12 protein-coding genes are annotated in these 19,126 nt (G+C 47.0%); 4 read left to right on the top strand and 8 right to left on the bottom strand.

The features are described from left to right. Positions 1-86: 86 nt before the first annotated feature. Complete coding sequence (locus HUX64_RS03830) at positions 87-2,351, bottom strand: adenylate/guanylate cyclase domain-containing protein (protein ID WP_174624917.1); 2,265 nt, start codon at positions 2,349-2,351, stop codon at positions 87-89. A 386-nt stretch (positions 2,352-2,737) separates the two neighbouring features. Here HUX64_RS03830 and HUX64_RS03825 point away from each other — a divergent pair, with 386 nt between their 5' ends. After that, the gene (locus tag HUX64_RS03825) at positions 2,738-3,796 is read left to right on the top strand and encodes an MDR/zinc-dependent alcohol dehydrogenase-like family protein (protein ID WP_174624916.1); all 1,059 of its coding nucleotides are present in this window, start codon (positions 2,738-2,740) and stop codon (positions 3,794-3,796) included. 700 nt (positions 3,797-4,496) lie between these two features. Continuing rightward, on the top strand, positions 4,497-6,158 hold the full coding sequence (locus tag HUX64_RS03820) for an OFA family MFS transporter (RefSeq protein ID WP_174624915.1): 1,662 nt from the start codon (positions 4,497-4,499) through the stop codon (positions 6,156-6,158). A 215-nt stretch (positions 6,159-6,373) separates the two neighbouring features. Here HUX64_RS03820 and HUX64_RS03815 read toward each other — a convergent pair whose 3' ends face one another. From HUX64_RS03815 to HUX64_RS03790, 6 genes are all read right to left on the bottom strand, one after another. Beyond that, on the bottom strand, positions 6,374-7,150 hold the full coding sequence (locus HUX64_RS03815) for a pentapeptide repeat-containing protein (RefSeq protein WP_174624914.1): 777 nt from the start codon (positions 7,148-7,150) through the stop codon (positions 6,374-6,376). Positions 7,151-7,241: 91 nt separating this feature from the next. Next, positions 7,242-7,745 (bottom strand): CDP-archaeol synthase, encoded by a 504-nt coding sequence (locus HUX64_RS03810; RefSeq protein WP_174624913.1) that lies wholly within the window; start codon positions 7,743-7,745, stop codon positions 7,242-7,244. 202 nt (positions 7,746-7,947) lie between these two features. Beyond that, entirely contained in the window at positions 7,948-9,048 is a 1,101-nt protein-coding gene (queG, locus tag HUX64_RS03805; RefSeq protein WP_174624912.1) for a tRNA epoxyqueuosine(34) reductase QueG, read from the bottom strand. A gap of 255 nt (positions 9,049-9,303) precedes the next feature. Beyond that, positions 9,304-11,223, bottom strand: coding sequence for an ATP-dependent zinc metalloprotease FtsH (ftsH, locus tag HUX64_RS03800; protein ID WP_174624911.1), 1,920 nt, complete (start codon positions 11,221-11,223; stop codon positions 9,304-9,306). Between the two features lie 426 nt (positions 11,224-11,649). Further along, positions 11,650-12,231, bottom strand: coding sequence for an SPFH domain-containing protein (locus HUX64_RS03795; protein WP_174624910.1), 582 nt, complete (start codon positions 12,229-12,231; stop codon positions 11,650-11,652). Positions 12,232-12,235: 4 nt separating this feature from the next. Further along, positions 12,236-12,832, bottom strand: coding sequence for a hypothetical protein (locus HUX64_RS03790; protein WP_174624909.1), 597 nt, complete (start codon positions 12,830-12,832; stop codon positions 12,236-12,238). A gap of 435 nt (positions 12,833-13,267) precedes the next feature. On the opposite strand from HUX64_RS03790, the gene rapA reads away from it, so the two are divergent. Together rapA and HUX64_RS03780 are read left to right on the top strand one after the other, a co-directional pair. Then, entirely contained in the window at positions 13,268-16,120 is a 2,853-nt protein-coding gene (gene rapA / locus HUX64_RS03785; protein ID WP_174624952.1) for an RNA polymerase-associated protein RapA, read from the top strand. 52 nt (positions 16,121-16,172) lie between these two features. Continuing rightward, positions 16,173-17,069: a CvfB family protein gene (locus HUX64_RS03780; protein WP_174624908.1), complete on the top strand. Its 897-nt coding sequence runs from the start codon at positions 16,173-16,175 to the stop codon at positions 17,067-17,069. A gap of 317 nt (positions 17,070-17,386) precedes the next feature. On the opposite strand, the gene HUX64_RS03775 is transcribed toward HUX64_RS03780, so the two are convergent. Then, positions 17,387-19,057 carry an alkaline phosphatase D family protein gene (locus tag HUX64_RS03775; protein WP_174624907.1) on the bottom strand — a complete coding sequence of 557 codons (1,671 nt, stop codon included), beginning with the start codon at positions 19,055-19,057 and terminating at the stop codon, positions 17,387-17,389. Between the last annotated feature and the right edge of the window lie 69 nt (positions 19,058-19,126).

Raw genomic sequence — 19,126 nt, 5'->3', positions numbered from 1 at the left:
CCAAAATTATGGTCTGTTTTAGAATTCCCCCAACTAGAACAGACACGACAATATTTCCATCAAATTTCATTGTAGGCATATTGAGGCTAGGAATGCAACATATCGGTAATATTGCCAATTTCGATGAAGGCAGCCTGTTCCTCATCATGCTTTTCCGGCAGAAAAGTTAGCCCTTGATTTAAATAACTGATGTAAAAACGGGTAGGGCCATCGTCAGGATACTCCTTTTCAATAGCAAGAAATGCTTCCAGCGCTTTTGGCCACTGGTAAGCTTGAAACAGTTTAAGAGCTTTTGTAAAGGCGGTTATTAACGGAAGCCAGTGCGATTCAACCTGGTCAATCCGTGCAATCAGTTCAAATATTATGACAGGGAAGGTTTTGCCTTTCAGTATAAATACGCCCATTTCTCTAGTGAAAAAGCCGGTCAGACCTTCGATAACACTGGCGGAAACAAGAACATGCGTGCCTAACAGTTTATTCAATCCTTCAATGCGTGTGGCGGTATTGACAATATCCCCGACCGCGCGATATTCGTAATGTTCCATTGCCCCCACATTACCCAGGCGCATCTGGCCGTAATGCAAGCCCAGGCGGGTGGGTAGCTGATGGGACTGAGACCGGTTAAAGCCATCGATAGCCCTTTTAATTTCAAGGGCGGCATGGCAGGCATTGATTCGGTGTTGGGTTTCTGTCAATGGCGTAGCCCATATAGCCAGCATGGCATCGCCAATGACATCGGAGATAATGCCATGATAGTTTTTTACCTGGGCAAACATCACGCCATAGTATTGATTCATTAAATTATTGAGCGCTAAAGGGTCCATGGTCTCGGAAAGCGTCGTGTATTGACCTGCATCGGTTGCCAGGCAAACTCCCTGCATTAATTCTCCATAATGATTCATGGCATCCTTCTCTGGTTGAAGGGCTATTTTGTTGACCACATTGTCCGGCAGATAAAAGCTGAATGCCTTGCACATGTTTTGATGGTCTTTCTTGTTTTTTAGAAAATGCGACAGGGTCGCCACAATCAATACAAAGGGTGCTTGCAACATGATCGGGATGAACAAGGGAATCCAGACAAACGCGATAGTAAAGCGGAGACAAGCGACAGCCACATAAGCTGCGCTTAAGGCAATAATCAGACTTATCGCCAGCTTGTAAACAAATAATCGGCAAATGCCGTATAGCAGGAAGCTCCATAGCAATATCAGCAAAAATTGATCCTGAAGCTGCAAAGGTCTTAACCAGCTATTATTTACAAGATTAGCGACGGCGGTTGCGGCAATTTCCGTAGAACTGATGGTTTCGCCGTTGTCGTTTGAAAAATCGGTATAAAGCCCCTGGTTTTTTTCCGGTTCGATATTTTCCGAGTAGCCGACCAGTATGACTTTATCCTTGAAAGTTTTGGGATTCAAAATATCCCTAACCAGTACCTGATGGAAGGGAAGGGTAGTAATTGTTCCCCCTTTGCCATAATGATTAAAATACAGGCTGTCAGGGCTTTTTAATAAGGAAAGCCAGGCCTGCATTAAACGGGTCTTTTCGGATGAATATCCTGCCCTCGCTAATAAACTGTCAAGTTGTTCTAACGATTTAGTTTCTATTGCCAATGCTGATTGTATTTTTTGAATGATTTCGATAGCTTTATATTCCGATGCAAGCTGCTCAAAAGTCGCCGGCAATGTAGATTCAAGGATGGGGTCGAGCTGCTGAAGTAATTGTAAAATTTCAAGGTAAGCTTTTTTAAACACATAACATTGAAAGACAGTGACGGGAAACGTAGGTATATCGCCGGCGCTTTTTTTGTAGGCCCAGAATTGCTTGACCGTGGAAGAGGTTTTGGGTAGCGGAAAAGGAGCCGTGCCCAGCGCGGCATGGTCCAAAACGAAAATGGGATCAATGATGCGTTCATACCTGAATTCGCTAAAAGAGCCGGCAGCAGGAATGGTATATTGCTTTAAATAATTGCTGAGGATTATGTTCTTGCCCGCAGCCATTGCCTTGGCCAGCCTGGCGTCGTTGTCAGAATCCCGGTCTTCGCCAAAATAAATATTGAAGGCAATAAGGGCAGGATTTTGCCGGTTTAATTTTTCAATTAAATCGGCATAGTATGAGCGCGGCCATTTTTCCGGGTCTTCCGGCAAATGCAAAATTTCCGCTGAAGATTTATCAATATTGACGATAATGACGTCTTTAGGAGAAATCATCGGCCCTCGCATCTTAAAAAGCCAGGCCAAACCCAATTCTTCTTCCAGGTAAAGTCCAGCTTTAGTAAGGCATAATACGCCTCCGATAAGCCCTATCAATAAGGCCGATAAACAGGCTTTGAAAGCTTTTATACGAATACTCATTCGCCAAAAGTCAAAATAATCCCCATTGAATCGGGCCATGCCGGGCAGCAGCACGTAAAGCTTCTATGCCAGAGTAATTTATTTTTGAGGCAATATTTTTAAAATCCATGATCTTCATAAATTTTTAAATTTCAGGTTTAAATAATAAGTGCTAACAACTTCCTCACTCCTCATTAAGGTTATGAAAAATTCACACTCTACACGTGACTTAATTCATTTGTATGGAATCTGGATAACTCTAGACTGAAATTGTTTTAATTATATCTTTCGCAAACTTCGGGGAAAAGCAATGAAAATAATCGCGGGTATTTCAGCTGCCGTTTCTTCATCTGGTTCTGAGGCTTGAAAATGAAGCTGGAACTTACTGTAAGCACGGCAAAGCCAAGATGAATGTACCGGAACATAGATATTCCAGGCAGCGGCTTGAGCCGCTTGCGCCGCCAAGCGATTTGACCGCTACCGAACCGGAACTCATGTTCAAGGGCCCGAAAAGAAATGAGCTTTGCCTGAAAGAAGACGGTTGCCCTTTATTTTCAGCTCTACCCGGATCAAAACCTCGAGTGAACGAAGTGTGGGTTAAACTAGATTGTATCAATTTGACGGGCGTCAGGCTGGACAAGCACAGCGGCATTTTTAAAAAGAAGTTTTCCGGCTTTTTTGCTACCGGCATCATATATAGCCTGGGTGATGAAGTCAGCAATTGGCGAATAGGCGAGAGCGTTATAGTTGCTGCCGAAGGAATGCCTGCTTTATATGTCAGTTGTCCGTGTTATCGGCTTTTCCCGATAGCAAACTTTCAGTCATGGGCCCATGAAGAAATTGTCACCCTGATGACGACCATTATTCCTGCCTATTATGCCCTGTCCCATATAGCCCGCGTGGCCGCAGGCGAGACGGTATTGATTGATGCAGAAGCCGGCGCCCCGGCTTTGGCCGTATATACTGTCGGAAACTGGCTGGGCGCCAGACCGTTGCAATATAGTGTCAATGAAACGCGTCTGCTGGTATTAGAGACAAAGGACGGGGAATCCGCTATTGATACCAGACAATCTGACATTGCCGAGTTAGTCATTGCCGAAAACAAGACTTCGAAAGTTCGTGTCTGGGTGCATGCGGCAACGGCAAATTATCCTATAGCAGTGGATGGAATACTTGCCTGCTGCATTCATGAAATCGTCCTGAGTCATGAGGTCAGGACTTCACAATTATTGCCGTCGCTGGTCGGGAGCAGCTTCTCGCATGTGAATGCGCTGACTCTGGCCTTCACTTCGCCCGGTTTATTTATGCAATTGCTGGCGGAAGCAGGTGAATTTTTGAACACGGGTAAAAAAAATTCTACAGCGCTTCAATTATTAACGCCTGACGAGGCGTGGAAGTTTCTATCCTCAAACTCTAATTTTGATGCCAAACGCATTCCTATCCTGGTTATGAAGGATAAGGAATAAGCTGCGGCTTCACGGTACAGACAGCGGCGCCTTGCTCGCTGCAGAAGGCTCTTGTTTAACTACTGTAAGGGGCCGCCCGCCTAAAGCTACGAATGGAAAATCCGGATGATGATATTCATAAAAATATTTCACACTGTCCCGTTAATGGCGATTGTTGCAATTCTAAACCATGCTCCTCTCAGTGCTTCGAAGGTAATCAGGCCGCCTGTTTTCTTAACCGGTATTTTTACCAGGCAGTTGATTAATAGCGACGATAAAGATGTGATCCTTAAGAGTTCGCTAGGTAATGACATTTTACTGTCAAAAAACATCATCATTGTCTATTTCCACAACTCGAAAATCAGCACCTTTAATGCTTCCGAAATTATCTTTCTGTTTAAGAATTTATCTTCGCATCAAACGCCACTATAAAAAGTTTGGCAGCTTTGAAATTCAGCAGCCATTCTGATTTCCAGGATTTCCAGACGGGACGAATTTCGTCAAAGACAGAATTCTGGCTCAATAGAGTTTTTTCCCGGTTAGTGTGTTATCCAGACAATCAATCCGCTGCCTGAATACTTTGAGTTTGGAATTATCAGCATCTATGCAGTTGACGGATTTAACGTCATCCTTGACAATTTATAAATTCAATCTTTTTGGGCTTCCTTAAGAGCTGTCAATCATGGGAATTATTTTTCATTTCATAAAACCACAAAGCACTATGGCCAATAGATCGACAGGTTTTTTAGATAAACGACGCATCATCGCAGGTCCAGGTTATAACCGCTGGCTGGTTCCTCCGGCTGCGCTGGCTATTCATCTATGCATAGGAATGGCCTATGGCTTTTCAGTTTTCTGGTTGCCTTTATCCAAAGCCGTAGGTATTAAAGACAGCATTAAATGCGGGCCGGACGTAAATTTTTTTCAGGAGCTTATAGTAACCGGCTGTGACTGGAAAATTTCCACGCTGGGCTGGATGTATACCCTGTTTTTTGTGCTTCTGGGTTCATCGGCTGCCATTTGGGGCGGCTGGCTTGAACATGTCGGACCGCGCAGAGCAGGCGTTGTAAGCGCCTTGTGCTGGTGCGGGGGCATGTTGTTTTCAGCGTGGGGCATTTATTTACATCAGTTCTGGATGCTGCTTTTGGGCTCCGGGGTAATCGGTGGAATCGGTCTGGGGCTGGGTTATATCTCGCCGGTATCTACCCTGATTAAATGGTTTCCGGATCGCCGCGGCATGGCGACAGGCATGGCAATCATGGGTTTTGGCGGCGGCGCAATGATTGGCTCGCCCTTGGCTGCCGAACTGATGAAGCATTTCGCTACTCCAACTAATGTTGGTGTTATGCAAACGCTTATAGTTCTGGCGAGCATCTATTTCATCTTCATGATGGCTGGAGCTTTAAGCTACCGCGTGCCCGCAACAGGCTGGAAACCAGCCGGCTGGAGCTTGCCGGCCGCCCATATTAATAACAGGATGATTACCCAGCGCCATATACATGTAAAAGATGTTTGGCGGATCAAGCAGTTTTGGCTGTTGTGGATGGTGCTATGCATGAATGTGAGCGCAGGGATTGGCGTGATCGGCATGTCATCGCCGATGCTGCAGGAAGTGTTTGGCGGCCGCCTGATTGGCGTGGCTAAAACCTATGGCGAACTGGGTAAACCTCAACTGGCCGCGATTGCAGTTGTTGCCGCAGGATTTACCGCCTTGTTGAGCCTGTTTAATATCGGCGGCCGCTTCTTTTGGGCCAGCTTGTCCGACAAAATGGGCCGCAAGCTGACTTATAGTGTCTTTTTTGTGCTGGGTTGCCTTTTGTACATCAGTGTTCCCGGCAGTGCTAATGCGGGCAGCAAGCTGTTATTTGTAGCGGCGTTTTGCGTTATTCTGAGCATGTACGGCGGCGGTTTTTCCACCGCGCCTGCCTATCTGGCTGATTTATTCGGCACGCAAATGGTTGGGGCGATTCATGGACGTTTGCTGACAGCCTGGGCAACGGCCGGCATTCTCGGGCCCGTAATTGTCAATTACATGCGCGAATATCAGTTAAGCCTCGGCATTCCGCGCGAGCAGATTTATAACCAGACTATGTATATTCTTGCCGGCATGCTGATGATTGGCTTGATCTGCAATCTACTGATCCGCCCCGTGGCGGATAAATGGTTCATGAGCGATGACGAGCTGGCTGAAGAAAAACACCTTGCGCATGAGAAAATAGTCGAAGCTGAAATCACAGACCATGAAGGAATTGAGGAACCGATTTCTGAAGTTCACAGGCGCAGCCACCCGCTAATAGTCCTGGCAGCCTGGACAGTGGTAATTCTTCCGCTGTCCTGGGGAATATATAAAACGGTGACTAATGTCAGCAAGTTTTTTGCCTGAACTGTTTCGGGCAGAAACAATTACGGGTTTATTAACGCATAAGACTTTCCAGTCTCCGGTTTTAATCAAATTGCCTTGCCGGTTTCAGGCCTCGGCCTTAAGGCCACAGAGTGCTGAAGCCGGCTAAGCCGCGGTGTTTTCGCCGGCGCCGATGGGGGAGGGCGCACCTCGCTCCGATCATTGGCTTCATTCCTAACGGGAGGTTTCCTTATTGCTTATTCAAAAATAGCTGCTTCGAGATTTTTGCTGGCATCTATGCCTTTAAGGGCAGACTTGTTTTTAACGCCTTTAAATCGGGTACCGGCCAGATTCGCCCCGGCAAAATTGGTATCCTCAAGATTACAGGCCGATAAGTCGGCTCCTGATAAATCAGCGCCGGATAAATCAGCCCCGGCAAGATCAGCCGCAAACAGAACGGTATTTTTCAATATACTTTCCAAAAGCTTGGCATGACGAAGCAAAGCGCGATTGAGATTGGCACCGGATAGATCGGCTTGTGATAAATTCGCGTTGTTCAGACTAACCCGCATCAAACCCATAGGCTGGTTTTTCATATCCACGCCCCAGTTGGCATGGGACAGATTTGCATGGCTAAGGTTTGCCCGATCCAGGTTGGCAATAAACCGGCTGCCGCTGAGATTGGCATGACTAAGATTTGCACTGCCCATATGGACGCCGAAAATGCTGGTGTTGGATAGATTGGCGCCTGAGAGATTGATTTTTGACATGACTGTCAAATCCAGATTCAGGCCAGACAGATTGCTGTTGCTTAAGTCGGCATTGCGCATGTCCGAGCCCCACAGATCGGCTTTGGTGAAATCCAGGCCCGATAAATCGAGGCCGGTCAGGTCTTTTCGGCGCAGGTCTGCCAGGTGATTCTTATCGGCTTTTGCAAGCTGTTTTTCTATTGCGAGCCGGTCAAGCTCCGCCGCCGATACCGCCATACAGAACAATGCCGCTATCAAACCCGGCCAGTAAAAAGTGATTTTCATAAAACGCCTGCCTCAGTTATATTTATTAAACCGGTTAAAAATAAAAACCTAACTCTAGCGCCGGTTCTGTCAGGGTGCAACCCATCCTTCATTAATAGGGCCGGTTCTTGAGGCGCAGCCGGTAAAGAACAGGAGAAAGAAAAAATTGAGCCAAAAAGAAAATAACTCCTACCGCTAAAATATCCATCCAGCCAAGACCAATTTGTAAATGCAAAGCCAGTGCAGGCAAAAAAGATTCAGGAATCACATCAATAGGACGGGCGCGACTGCTTTCGCTATAGCCCAGTCTGCGCTTTATAAAACTGGATAATAAATCTCCCGACATGGCCGTCAAACTGAAAAGAACGCCGGTAAAAAGCGACAAATTCATAGCCAAAGCGGCAAGTGCCGTTATCACCAGAGAGGCAATAATTCCGCACCAAGTTTTGCTGCGGCCAAATAAGGGATAGCCGTCCTGCATTCGTTTCCCCATGTCTACCGGCATATTGAAACGTTCTTTTAACACATCACGGATCAAGATGGGCGCCCCATTAGCCCCAAGCAACAGCACAAGCGTTTGAGCGATACAGGCCGGGCACAAGGACACGTTTATCATCACTATCACTCCACAGTAGTAATATAAATGATCTTTGATTCTACTTTAAATCTTTGGGAATCTTTTTCCCGTCAGCCTGCAACCCATAAAAAAATGTAGGTCGGTGAAAAAAATAGACTGATTATCCGGCTTTAGTGAGCAATGATTGCGCTTATTATTAAAAAGTGCCTAAATAAAGGAAAGGATAACGATAAAATATTACTCAACATTGTTTGCTAAACAATGTCTCATCCGGGCGCTTCGTTAACTGACGATCTAGCGCCCATTGTGCATGTTCTCTAACCATTTCCGAGTGATGAGAAAGCCTGTTTATTAATGCCGCGATAATACGCGGCGAGGCAGGCGCATTACCTAATGCTACGGCAATATTTCTCAACCAGCGGTCATAGCCGATCCGGCGTATCGCCGAGCCTTCGGTTTTGGTTAAAAACTCGTGTTCGTTCCAGGCGAAAACATCCAGCAACTGCCGGGTATTCAGCTTGTGCCTGGGGCTGAAATCCTTTTCGCCGGTTATTCTGGCAAATCGGTTCCATGGACAGATGAGCTGGCAGTCATCGCAGCCATAGATGCGGTTGCCGATCAGCGGCCTTAACTCTTCAGGAATGGCGCCATGCAATTCAATAGTCAGATAGGATACACAGCGTCTGGCATCAACCTGATAGGGGCCGACAATCGCCTGAGTCGGGCAAATATCCAGACAGGCCGTGCAGGAACCGCAGTGTGCAGCGGCAACCGTATCGGTCGGAAGAGGCAGATCGGTAAAAATTTCCCCCAGAAAAAACCACGATCCCGCTTTGCGGTTAATTAAATTGGAATGCTTGCCAATCCAGCCGAGGCCGGCTTTTTCAGCGATCGCCTTTTCCAAAACCGGTGCGCTGTCTGCAAAAGCACGGTAACCGAAGTGCCCATGCTCATATTCAATCTTATCGGCCAGTTTTTGTAAGCGATTGCGCAGCATTTTATGATAATCCCGGCCCAGAGCATAGCGTGAAATATAGGCCGAAAAGGGATCGGACAAGGTCCGGTTCATGGCAGCGCCGGATTCCGGCTGATAATCCATACGCACGGAAATAATACGCCTGGTGCCGGGATGTAATAGGACAGGTCTGCTGCGCTTGCTGCCGTGGCGCTGCATATAATCCATTTCGCCATGAAAGTCTTTGTTCAGCCAGTTTTTCAGGTGAGCTTCCGCCTGCGCTAATTCAGTATTGGTTATGCCGACCTGCTGAAAGCCCAGTTCTTGCCCCCATTGTTTAATTTGCAGGGCAAGGGCCGCCATTTGCTGGCTGCTCGTTGTGCTCATGGCTGATATTATAAGACAAACATGCGAAGAATTAACTTCTGACTGCACTTATTGCAGGCCTGTCCTTTCTGTCTTGTCAAGGCCGGGAGAGAGACAGGAAAATATTTCGTCCCAATAAGAATTTTCATAAAGTCATTAACAGACAGGCAGCTCTGGAAGATATTGGAGTAAAAAACATTTCGAAGCGATGAAACAGAGAGTAATTGAAGCCAAAAAAAAGAAGGGGGCTTTTTAAAACCCCCAAATGAGCGCACCTCAAACTTGTCCGGCAGGTTTGTTTATATTGGTATTTGCTGGTTTAACATCCGGTTTATCAGGCTTTTTAAAATCAGTCCTGGTTGATAGATCTTTTTCATCCTTTGGCGGCCGGGGATCTTTTCCTGCCAATAAATCTTCGATTTGCGAGCTGTCTATAGTTTCCCATTTCATTAATGCTTCGGCCATTTTATGAAGGATATCGATCTTTTCCCGCAAAATGTTTTCTGCGCGCTGATAGTTGCGATCGATCACTGAACGGATTTCTTCATCGATCATATGCGCGACATTAATGGATACGGCCTTGCCTTGCGTACCTGGGTGACCCATAAATGGCTGACCGTCTTCCTCGCCATAGACTAATGGGCCAAGTTTGTCCGAAAATCCCCAGCGTGTAACCATGCTCCGGGCCAGTTCGGTAGCGCGCTCTATATCATTGGAGGCCCCGGTAGTAACACGATCGCCCCCATATATCATGAGTTCGGCGATTCGGCCGCCAAACAGGCTGGCAATTTGGCTCTCCAGTTTGCGCTTGCTGGCACTGTATTGATCCTTTTCCGGCAGGAACATCGTTATGCCCAACGCTCTGCCTCTAGGCATAATGCTGACCTTGTATACCGGATCATGATCGAGAGATGATTGCCCGACTATGCAATGGCCTGCTTCATGATAGGCTGTTAACAATTTATCATCTTCAGTCATGACCATCGTATGGCGCTCGGCACCCATGAGAATTTTATCCTTGGCTTTTTCAAGATCGCTCATGGTAACTTCATGCTTGCTGGAGCGAGCCGCAAAAAGCGCTGCTTCATTAACAATATTGGCCAGATCGGCGCCTGAAAATCCGGGCGTCCCGCGGGCTATATATTTCAATTGAACATCGGCGGCAGCCGGCACCTTTTTAATATGAACATTCAGGATTTGTTCACGGCCCCTTACATCGGGTAAACCGACATTGACCTGACGGTCAAAACGCCCCGGTCTGAGCAAGGCTTTATCCAGCACATCGGCACGGTTAGTCGCGGCGATGACGATAACCCCTTCATTGCCGGTAAATCCATCCATTTCCACCAGTAACTGATTGAGGGTTTGTTCCCTTTCATCATTTCCGCCGCCCAAGCCTGCTCCACCTCTTTGGCGGCCGACTGCATCAATTTCATCAATGAATATGATGCAAGGCGCATGTTCTTTAGCCTGGGCAAACATATCCCGGACCCTTGACGCACCCACACCGACAAACATTTCAACAAAGTCAGAACCGGAAATAATGAAGAATTTTACTCCCGCCTCCCCGGCAATGGCTCTGGCAAGCAGAGTTTTACCTGTTCCCGGAGGCCCTACCATTAAAATCCCGCGCGGTATTTGTCCCCCGAGTTTTTGGAATTTCGTTGGGTCTGATAGAAAATCCACCAGTTCCGCTACTTCTTCTTTAGCTTCTTCACAACCTGCTACGTCGTCAAAATTAGCGGTAAGTTTGTCTTGCTCCAGCATTTTGGCTTTACTTTTGCCAAAATTCATGTTGTTACCTACACCTCCGCCCCCTTGCATTCTGCGCATATAGATAATCCAGATTACAATTAACAGTAGCATGGGAAACCACGATATGAATACCTGCATAAGAAATGATTGTTGCACCGGCGGCGATGTTCTTATCTGGACTCTGGCGGCAAGAAGATCATCAATCAGGTGTGGATCGCCTGGATTGAAGGTTTCATAGTTCTGACCATCCGAGGTGCGAATCTTGATCATTTGACCACTCATCTCCACCCGCTCGATTTGACCTTGTTTCACTTTATTGATAAATTCGGAATAAGCTAATGAGTCCTGCAAAGTAGGCGTAGAATTTACCCGGTTGAACACCAGGAATGCACCGGTCAACACAACTCCCCAAAGCAGCATATTAAATATATATTTCTTCATAATAAATCTCCGGACCATGCAGAGTCTGGTCACTAATGTTGAGTTGCATAAGGGTTAAGTCTCTCACAAATTCGACGCCTCCATCTCGTCGCCTTCTCATAATAGATAATTCGTTTTGGCTCCCGTAATATCTGAAAAATTCAAAATTCGGGTTCAGCACAATCACATCATTTTTTCTTAAACATTTTTAAAAGCGCTCAAGCTTAAATTCAGGGCAAAATTTCAGGTCCTTTTGCATGGGAATCGACGGTTTAACCGTTAGGCTTATCGTATTTTGCCTTAAATACCGCGCATTTCCGGGCGTGTTTTGATTATTGGCTCCTTTATGGTGCAATTGCTGAGTTCACCTTGCTTCGCGTCCTTTATGACTTGCGACAAAAGCTTGGACCGGGAAAAAATCAACTCCAACCGTCATGTAATATTCTCTTACGGTACCCATTTTGCGGTTAAAAAATGTTCCGTGTCCAAATCCTGTACTAAAACTTTGTTATTGGATTTTCTTAGGTCTGTGATAAGCGGCATTTTAAAATGCAAAGGGTGCTTAAAACACGAACCGATAATTTTCCCTGATTTGAATTTAACCGCTCGCACTTTTACCTGCACGGTAAAATTCCCCTCCATATAGCCGAATAGTAACGCCAGAGCCATTGAAAATGTCATTTCATTCACTGCCGACATTGGCTTCTCCCACGACTTGGTCAGTATAGGGCCGTCAAGACAGACATTACGCTCCAGGCAATAATTCATTTTATTAACAGGGCGAATATCTTTTTGCGTAATAGCTACAGGCACAAACAACTTGTATAGAAAACCCACTAAGTGCTCGCCATAACCGAGCTTTATCTTATTGAAAGCTATTATCTGAATCTGCCTGACATATTCGCAGTTCAGGTTAAGCGCCTCGCCGAGTTCCTGCAATATCTTTTCAAAAGCAGAATTAATGCCAAAAGGAGAGAAAATTCTCTTTCTCTCACGCGAATTTAACTTTTTTTGGACTTGATTAAGCATTTTTTTAGAGTTTGGACTCGGCATAGGTAAAAAAATGAAAGCCCAAAGGATAGTGCAGCCTGCCAATTGTTTTTAACAAGCCGGTTTGACCTTCCTGCCCCAGGTCATTAACATCTGAAAATCCGCTTTTGTGCTGACTGCCTATAAGCAGCCTCCATTCCGATTTGGCCGCTGCTAATTGTTGCCTTGAAGTTAGCCAGAAATGCTCGAAATAAAAAAGAAGGTACTGCAGCGCCGTAACGGGATTGTGCTTTTTATTATTATACTCATCATTATTTGTACCGGATTGATATGCCGGTCGGCTTGCTGAAAAGTAATAGTTTATAGATGTAGTCCATTCAGAAAGTAATGACGCATTTGTCTGCCCCGCTATGTAACGGTTTTGTTCATATGCATAAGGCAGCCCTAAAGCCGTAGGGGATAAGGCGCTGACCAGTTGCGTTTTAGCCTTTTCCGCATTGTGCGCAATTTTAAAATTACTGGTTCCGCTATTGTCCGGATTGCTGTTCATATTACTGCCAGCTTTTTCCCTTACAGAGTAATTGCGGGCGGCAATCAGCTTTTTTTCTATCTCTGACACAGGTTTATTTGAATAAATCATGGTTCCCCGTCCTCAAAATCCGCTTTATTAATTCCGGATATGCAATTACAGATGACTGTGCTATCAATAGATAGGACATGGAATATTCACCAATAAATAGACAAAATATCAAATGATTAGTTTTAAGTAATACCAATGAACAATTTTACTTTTACGGCGTCGGACTGTAGCAAGCTGGCGGGATATTGTCAAATAATACTTATACAAAACATGAACAAAAAGGAGTTTATTTAGTGCTGCGGGTTAAAAACTGACACTGTGCTTCATGCCAGTCCCTTGAGCCTGGAAGCAGGAAATACCGGCAATCATCTGACCTAAATCCGCAGCCGGACACTATAGCGTGATAGTTATAAGAATAATTTAATTGCCGTAACAACTCATTGTCGAAGCTTATAATAGCGATTTTCCTTCACTCCCTAAATGGCATATCAACAAATGGAAAATTTTATTCCCGGACAGCGCTGGATTAGTAATACCGAATCGGAACTTGGTTTAGGTCTTATTCTGGAGGTGGCTTTCAATCGGGTTACTGTGCTTTTTTTGGCCAGTGATGAAAGGCGTATTTACGCCAGAGATAACTCCCCGTTAACGCGCGTCATCTTTTCAGAAGGCGATACTATTGAGTCTATTGACGAAATCAGGCTGACAGTAAACAAGGTAATCGAGCAGGATGGTTTGATCACCTATGTGGGCAAAGATGAGGCAGGTTTGGAAGTTGAGTTGAATGAGATAGAACTGAATCATCATATTCAGTTCAATAAACCCCAGGATAGGCTGTTTATCGGTCAAATCGATCCCGGCTCATGGTTTTTGCTGCGCTATGAAACATGGCACAGATTGCAACAACATCAAAAGTCCCCAGTGAAAGGTTTACTGGGAGGCAGAACCTCGCTAATAGCTCATCAGCTGTTCATTGCTTACGAAGCTGCTAACCGTTCCGCCCCGCGAATTATGCTGGCTGACGAAGTCGGGCTGGGAAAAACTATTGAAGCAGGACTGATCTTGCACCACAGGCTTATTAACGGGCTCAGTAAGCGGGTGCTGATTATCGTGCCGGAAAGTCTGCTGCATCAGTGGTTGGTGGAAATGCTCAGGCGCTTTAACCTGCGTTTCAGTATTTTTGATGAGGCGCGCTGTCTTGAAGAACTCGGTGATGACGGCATCTTTTCTGAAGATGTCGAGGATAATGCCGTACCGGCTGACATACAGGCGCAGATCGATGCGGCAGTCGCCAGTAATCCGTTTTTAAATGAGCAACTGGTGTTATGCAGCCAGGGCTTTTTTGCAAAATATCCGCCCCGGCAAAGTCAGGCTATAGAAGCCGGCTGGGATATGGTGATTGTGGATGAAGCTCATCATCTTGAATGGAGCGAGCATGCCGCCAGCCCTGACTACCTTTTTGTTGAACAACTCGGCCGGATTTCTCCCAGCCTGGTATTGTTGACGGCGACACCAGAGCAATTGGGCAAGGAAAGCCATTTTGCCCGATTAAGATTGCTTGATCCGGATCGCTTTTACAGTTTCGCGGCTTTCCTTGAAGAAGAGCGGCTTTTTGAGCCGGTCGCGAATGCAGCCAGATTATTGCTGGCTGAAAAACCATTGGATGAAAAAGCGGCGGCATTATTAACAAAGCTGCTTAAAAATGACAATGTGGAAGGTTTGCTGAAAGATCTGAACAATGAGGCGAAATCGGCTGCAGCGCGCGAGGCGCTGATTCAAGTATTGCTCGATCATCATGGCACGGGACGGATTTTATTCAGGAATTCCCGCCAAACTGTGCAGGGTTTTCCGCAGCGCAAACGCTATGCTTATGCCTTAAGCGGACAGCAAAATGACGAAGATTTGCAGCAGGATCCGCGTTTTGCCTGGCTGGTCGAAAAAATTAAACAACTAGGCGGTCAAAAAGCCTTGCTGATCTGTAAACAGGCTCAAACCGCTATTGATCTGGAGCAAGCCCTGCGAAACCGCAACGGCATTGCAGCGGCTGTGTTTCACCAGGGAATGACGATTATCGAGCGGGACCGTGCGGCCGCTTATTTTGCCGATCCGGAAAGTTCGGCGCGGCTATTGATCTGTTCCGAAATCGGCAGCGAAGGCCGGAATTTTCAGTTTGCCCATCACCTGATCCTGTTTGATTTGCCCGCCAATCCTGATCTGCTGCAACAACGCATAGGTCGGCTTGACCGCATAGGCCAGAAGCACATTATCAAGATTCATATCCCTTATTTGCAAAACACCGCACAGGAAATATTGTATCGATGGTATGACGAAGGTCTGAATGCCCTTCGCAGTAATACGCCGGCCGGCGCCCGTGTTGCAGAAATTCTGCATGATGAACTGGCGGCACTATTACAAAAGCAAAATCAGGCCGAAATTGATGCTTTTATAGTTAAAACCGAAGCCCTGAATGCGGAACTAGAGGCGCAATTGCATAACGGCCGTGATCAATTGCTGGAATTGAACTCCTGCCGTAAAGAGTTGGCCGATGCGCTTATCGATCAGCTAAATGCCTACGAGAAAGAAGGCACGCTGTGGCCCTACATGGAAAATGTCTTTGAATGCTACGGAGTGGAAACCGAGTTCCACTCTGCGGACTGCTTTATTATCCGCCCGGGCGATCATCTGCGGGTGTCGCATTTTCCCGGTTTGCCGGAAGATGGCATGACCGTTACTGTCAATAGACAGATAGCCTTGGCGCGGGAAGAATTGCAGTTTATGACCTGGGAACATCCTATGGTAATAGCAGCCATGGATCTTGTGCTATCGAGTGAAACCGGCAATGCAACCGTATCCGTCGTCAGGCACAGGGATATTAAAGCCGGGCAATTTTTGCTGGAATGTTTATTTATTGTTGAATGCAGCGCGCCTGCCGAATTTCAAATCGGCCGGTTTCTGCCTGCCACGCCCATTCGGGTACTGATTGACCAATATCAGAAAGATTTAACGGAATCAATCCCTCATCGCAGCTTGATAGAGACCGGGATTACTTTTGATGAACAACAAATTGTGACATTTCTTAATAATCAGCGTGTCCCTATTACCAAAATTTTGAATATGGCTGAACAAAAAGCCAAAGCCGATATGCAGCGAATATGTGCAGATGCGACTAAAGCCATGCTGGCATCTTTAACTAATGAGATAAAGCGCCTGGTCAGACTGAAAAAGGTTAATCCGACGATTAAAACAGAAGAAATTGAACAGCTAAAGGATATAACCCTGCTGGCTCATGAAAATATTCAGGCAGCCCAGCTAAGACTCGATGCCGTACGGTTTGTTATTACCAGTTGAATGATAAAAGCTGGAATCATGCTGCTCCGATCCTCTAACGCGTATTCTGGAAATGATAACTATCGGCAAACTCAATAAGCTGAAGGTGGTTAAACGCCAGGGGGCTAATATCTATCTGGGCAATGGAACATCAACAGTTCTGCTGGCGGACAAAAAATTACCCGAAAACTGCCAGGTAGGCGATGTGCTGGAGGTATTTGTTTATGTCGATTATGACCTACCGGCTCGTCTTTCCGCAGGCGAGCCCGATGTTAGCCGCTCTGATACGCGGCCGGCGAACTTATGGCAAAGACATCTGGCCGCTACCGTCAGAACGCCTTTGGCCGAGGTGGGTAATATTGCCTGGTTGAAAGTGGCGGCGCTTAACTATGCAGGTGCTTTTCTGGAGTGGGGATTGCCGAAAGATCTGCTGGTACCGTTCAGCGAGCAGCGTCATGAAATGGAGGTCGGCAAATACTATCTGGTCAAAGTGTTCCTCGATGACAAAAAGCGCCTTGCCGCCACCACCAGGATTGATGGTTTCCTCTCAGATGAATCAGTGTATTTTAAAGCCGGCCAGAAAGTGTCCTTGCTAATCGCCGATAAAACAGAGCTGGGCGTTAAAGCCATTGTTAATAATACTCATTGGGGCATGCTTTATCAAAATGAGCTGTTTCAACCGTTAAGCAAAGGTCAAAAGTTGGAAGGCTATATTAAACAGATCAGAGACGATCATAAAATTGATCTGAGCCTCTATCAGCCTGGCTATGGCAAAGTCGAGTCGCTGACCGATACTATTTTAGCCAGGCTTCAGGAAAACCACGGCGTGATGATGTTGAGCGATAAAAGTCCGCCGGAAGCCATTTATGCTGCATTCGGCGTCAGCAAGAAAGTATTCAAGCAAGCTATCGGCGCTTTGTATAAGAAAAAATTGATCAGCATTGATAAAAACAGTATCCGGCTTATTTAATGATGCTCCCGAGTTGCCTTACTCCATTTATACCATTGCTTTCAGGTCAGCCAAGCTGGTAATAACGCAGCTAACCACTAGGCGGAGGGTCGCTATTTTAGCGAAAGCCTGTTTTGGTCATCCCAGCCCAGGCAAGCAGCAAAACTTGACGCGACCGCCAATGCCTACAGCGCCCGACTATGCTCGGGACAGGCTCTGTTGCCCCTCGTTTATTTCAACGAGGGGCATAACTGAGTGTGCAATAGCTGCCCGAATGCTGGGCAATTTCACTACACGAAAGACGCTTCGTGAAATCGCCCGGTCCTATCGCTTCGGGACTAATCGGCTTCCCGCCTCGCAACGAAAGGATGTACATGACTTCGGTCTGCGCCAGGGATATGGATGGGGTGAAAGTTGTTACCGGACAAAAAGCTATTGGCCTCGCTGTCCAGGGTCTTGCTGAATACGATCTTGCCGTCGATGTCTTTCAGATCGACAGTCAAAGTCCGGCTCTTTCTATCGATGTTAACTTCGCCGAAGAACTGCAGGCCGGCAAAAGGCGACAGGTTGACTTGGCCCGCAGGCGGAGCTTTGGCAAATACCACGCGTGGACCAAAAGTGCCGTCGGTGCTGTTGGGTCCGAAAGAACCGGCATTAAGCGGGCCGGCCACAAATTCCCAGAACGGGGCAAAGTCCCTGGTTCCAGCCTTGGCAGGATCATAATAGTGGGCGGCGGCATAATGCACGTCGGCAGTCAGCCAAATGATATTGTTGATACTTTCATGCTTGATGAAGCTCAACAGACGGGCGATCTCCAGCTCGCGGCCGACGGCCGGACCGTTGTCACCGTTGGCGATAGCTTCCCAGCGTGCCTTGCCTTGAGCGTCGGTACCGTCGCCAATGTTGAGACCGATAGGCATATCGGCTGAAATAATTTTCCATGTCGCACGGGAGCGCTTTAATTCGTTTTTGAGCCAGGCGAGCTGGGTTTCACCCAGAAAAGCGGTCTCCACACCTTCTTCGGTCTGTAGGTTGCCGGTGTTTGGCCCGCGGTAACTGCGCATATCGATGACGAACACATCGAGTAATCTGCCATAAGAGAGCTTCCGGTAGATGCGGTCGGGTTCTTCGGCATCATGCGGGCGCAGCGGTGCGTACTCATGAAAAGCCTTGGCGGCGCGGGCAATCAAGAGTGGCACATCCTTGACGGTATAACGGGCGTCCTGGCCCAGGTCTTTGGCGTCCGACCAGTTGTTGACGACCTCGTGATCATCCCACTGCCAGATTTGCGGGACTTCGGCATTGAAGCGGCGCAAATTTTCGTCCAGCAGATTGTATTTGTAGCGGCCGCGGAATTCGTCCAGAGTTTCGGCGACCTTGCTGACTTCCGGGGTGACAAGATTAGTCCATATCTGACCGTTTTCGGCCGGTTTGCTGTCAGGAATAGGGCCGTCGGAATACACGCTGTCGCCGCTTTGAATGAAGAACTGCGGCTCGACCTGACGCATTGCTTCATAGATTCTCATGCCGCCGAAGCTTTCGTTAATGCCCCAGCCTTGGCCTGCCGTATCGCCGCCCCAGATGAAACGAATGTTGTCATATTTGCCAATCGTATGAAAATGGCCTGTTACCGCTTCGCTTTTGGCGCGGGCATTGGTCAAGTCCTCGAACCAGACTTTAACGTAAACATCCTCACCTGGGGGTAGGCCGACCAAGTCCTGGCGCGCGGTAAAATCGGAGCTCTCCAGCGCGTAAGGGCCTTTGACAGTTTGCGAATCGTCGAATTGCTCGTTGAACGCGTATTCCACCATCATGCGGGCCGGACGGTCGGAACGGCTCCAGATCATAGCCCGTCCTGGCGCCGGATCACCGAACTGGATACCCTGCTCCATTAAAGGAGCATTATTCGCCGCCATTACGTTTGCGGCTGACAAGGCTACTAATAATGACACCACGGGCCCCGCTACACATCGCGAAACATCACAGGGATTGTTGTTTAAGCTCTTCATAGGAATTGCCTCTTAGCGTTATTGGAGAGGTTCAAATTATAGGCAGCGTTAGTGACAGGATGATTAAGA

Origin of the sequence: Candidatus Methylobacter favarea, from assembly GCF_902806695.1 — a bacterium.
Classification (GTDB): domain Bacteria; phylum Pseudomonadota; class Gammaproteobacteria; order Methylococcales; family Methylomonadaceae; genus Methylobacter_B; species Methylobacter_B favarea.
The sequence above is the reverse complement of the archived record's forward strand: the minus strand, read 5'-3'. Positions and strand labels throughout refer to the sequence as shown.

Bases quoted from the DNA above. Each gene is read 5' to 3' on its own strand.
- HUX64_RS03830 (WP_174624917.1), bottom strand. From the start codon at position 2,351: ATGAGTATTCGTATAAAAGCTTTCAAAGCCTGTTTATCGGCCTTATTG.
- HUX64_RS03825 (WP_174624916.1), top strand. From the start codon at position 2,738: ATGAATGTACCGGAACATAGATATTCCAGGCAGCGGCTTGAGCCGCTT.
- HUX64_RS03820 (WP_174624915.1), top strand. From the start codon at position 4,497: ATGGCCAATAGATCGACAGGTTTTTTAGATAAACGACGCATCATCGCA.
- HUX64_RS03815 (WP_174624914.1), bottom strand. From the start codon at position 7,150: ATGAAAATCACTTTTTACTGGCCGGGTTTGATAGCGGCATTGTTCTGT.
- HUX64_RS03810 (WP_174624913.1), bottom strand. From the start codon at position 7,745: ATGATAAACGTGTCCTTGTGCCCGGCCTGTATCGCTCAAACGCTTGTG.
- queG (WP_174624912.1), bottom strand. From the start codon at position 9,048: ATGAGCACAACGAGCAGCCAGCAAATGGCGGCCCTTGCCCTGCAAATT.
- ftsH (WP_174624911.1), bottom strand. From the start codon at position 11,223: ATGAAGAAATATATATTTAATATGCTGCTTTGGGGAGTTGTGTTGACC.
- HUX64_RS03795 (WP_174624910.1), bottom strand. From the start codon at position 12,231: ATGCTTAATCAAGTCCAAAAAAAGTTAAATTCGCGTGAGAGAAAGAGA.
- HUX64_RS03790 (WP_174624909.1), bottom strand. From the start codon at position 12,832: ATGATTTATTCAAATAAACCTGTGTCAGAGATAGAAAAAAAGCTGATT.
- rapA (WP_174624952.1), top strand. From the start codon at position 13,268: ATGGAAAATTTTATTCCCGGACAGCGCTGGATTAGTAATACCGAATCG.
- HUX64_RS03780 (WP_174624908.1), top strand. From the start codon at position 16,173: ATGATAACTATCGGCAAACTCAATAAGCTGAAGGTGGTTAAACGCCAG.
- HUX64_RS03775 (WP_174624907.1), bottom strand. From the start codon at position 19,057: ATGAAGAGCTTAAACAACAATCCCTGTGATGTTTCGCGATGTGTAGCG.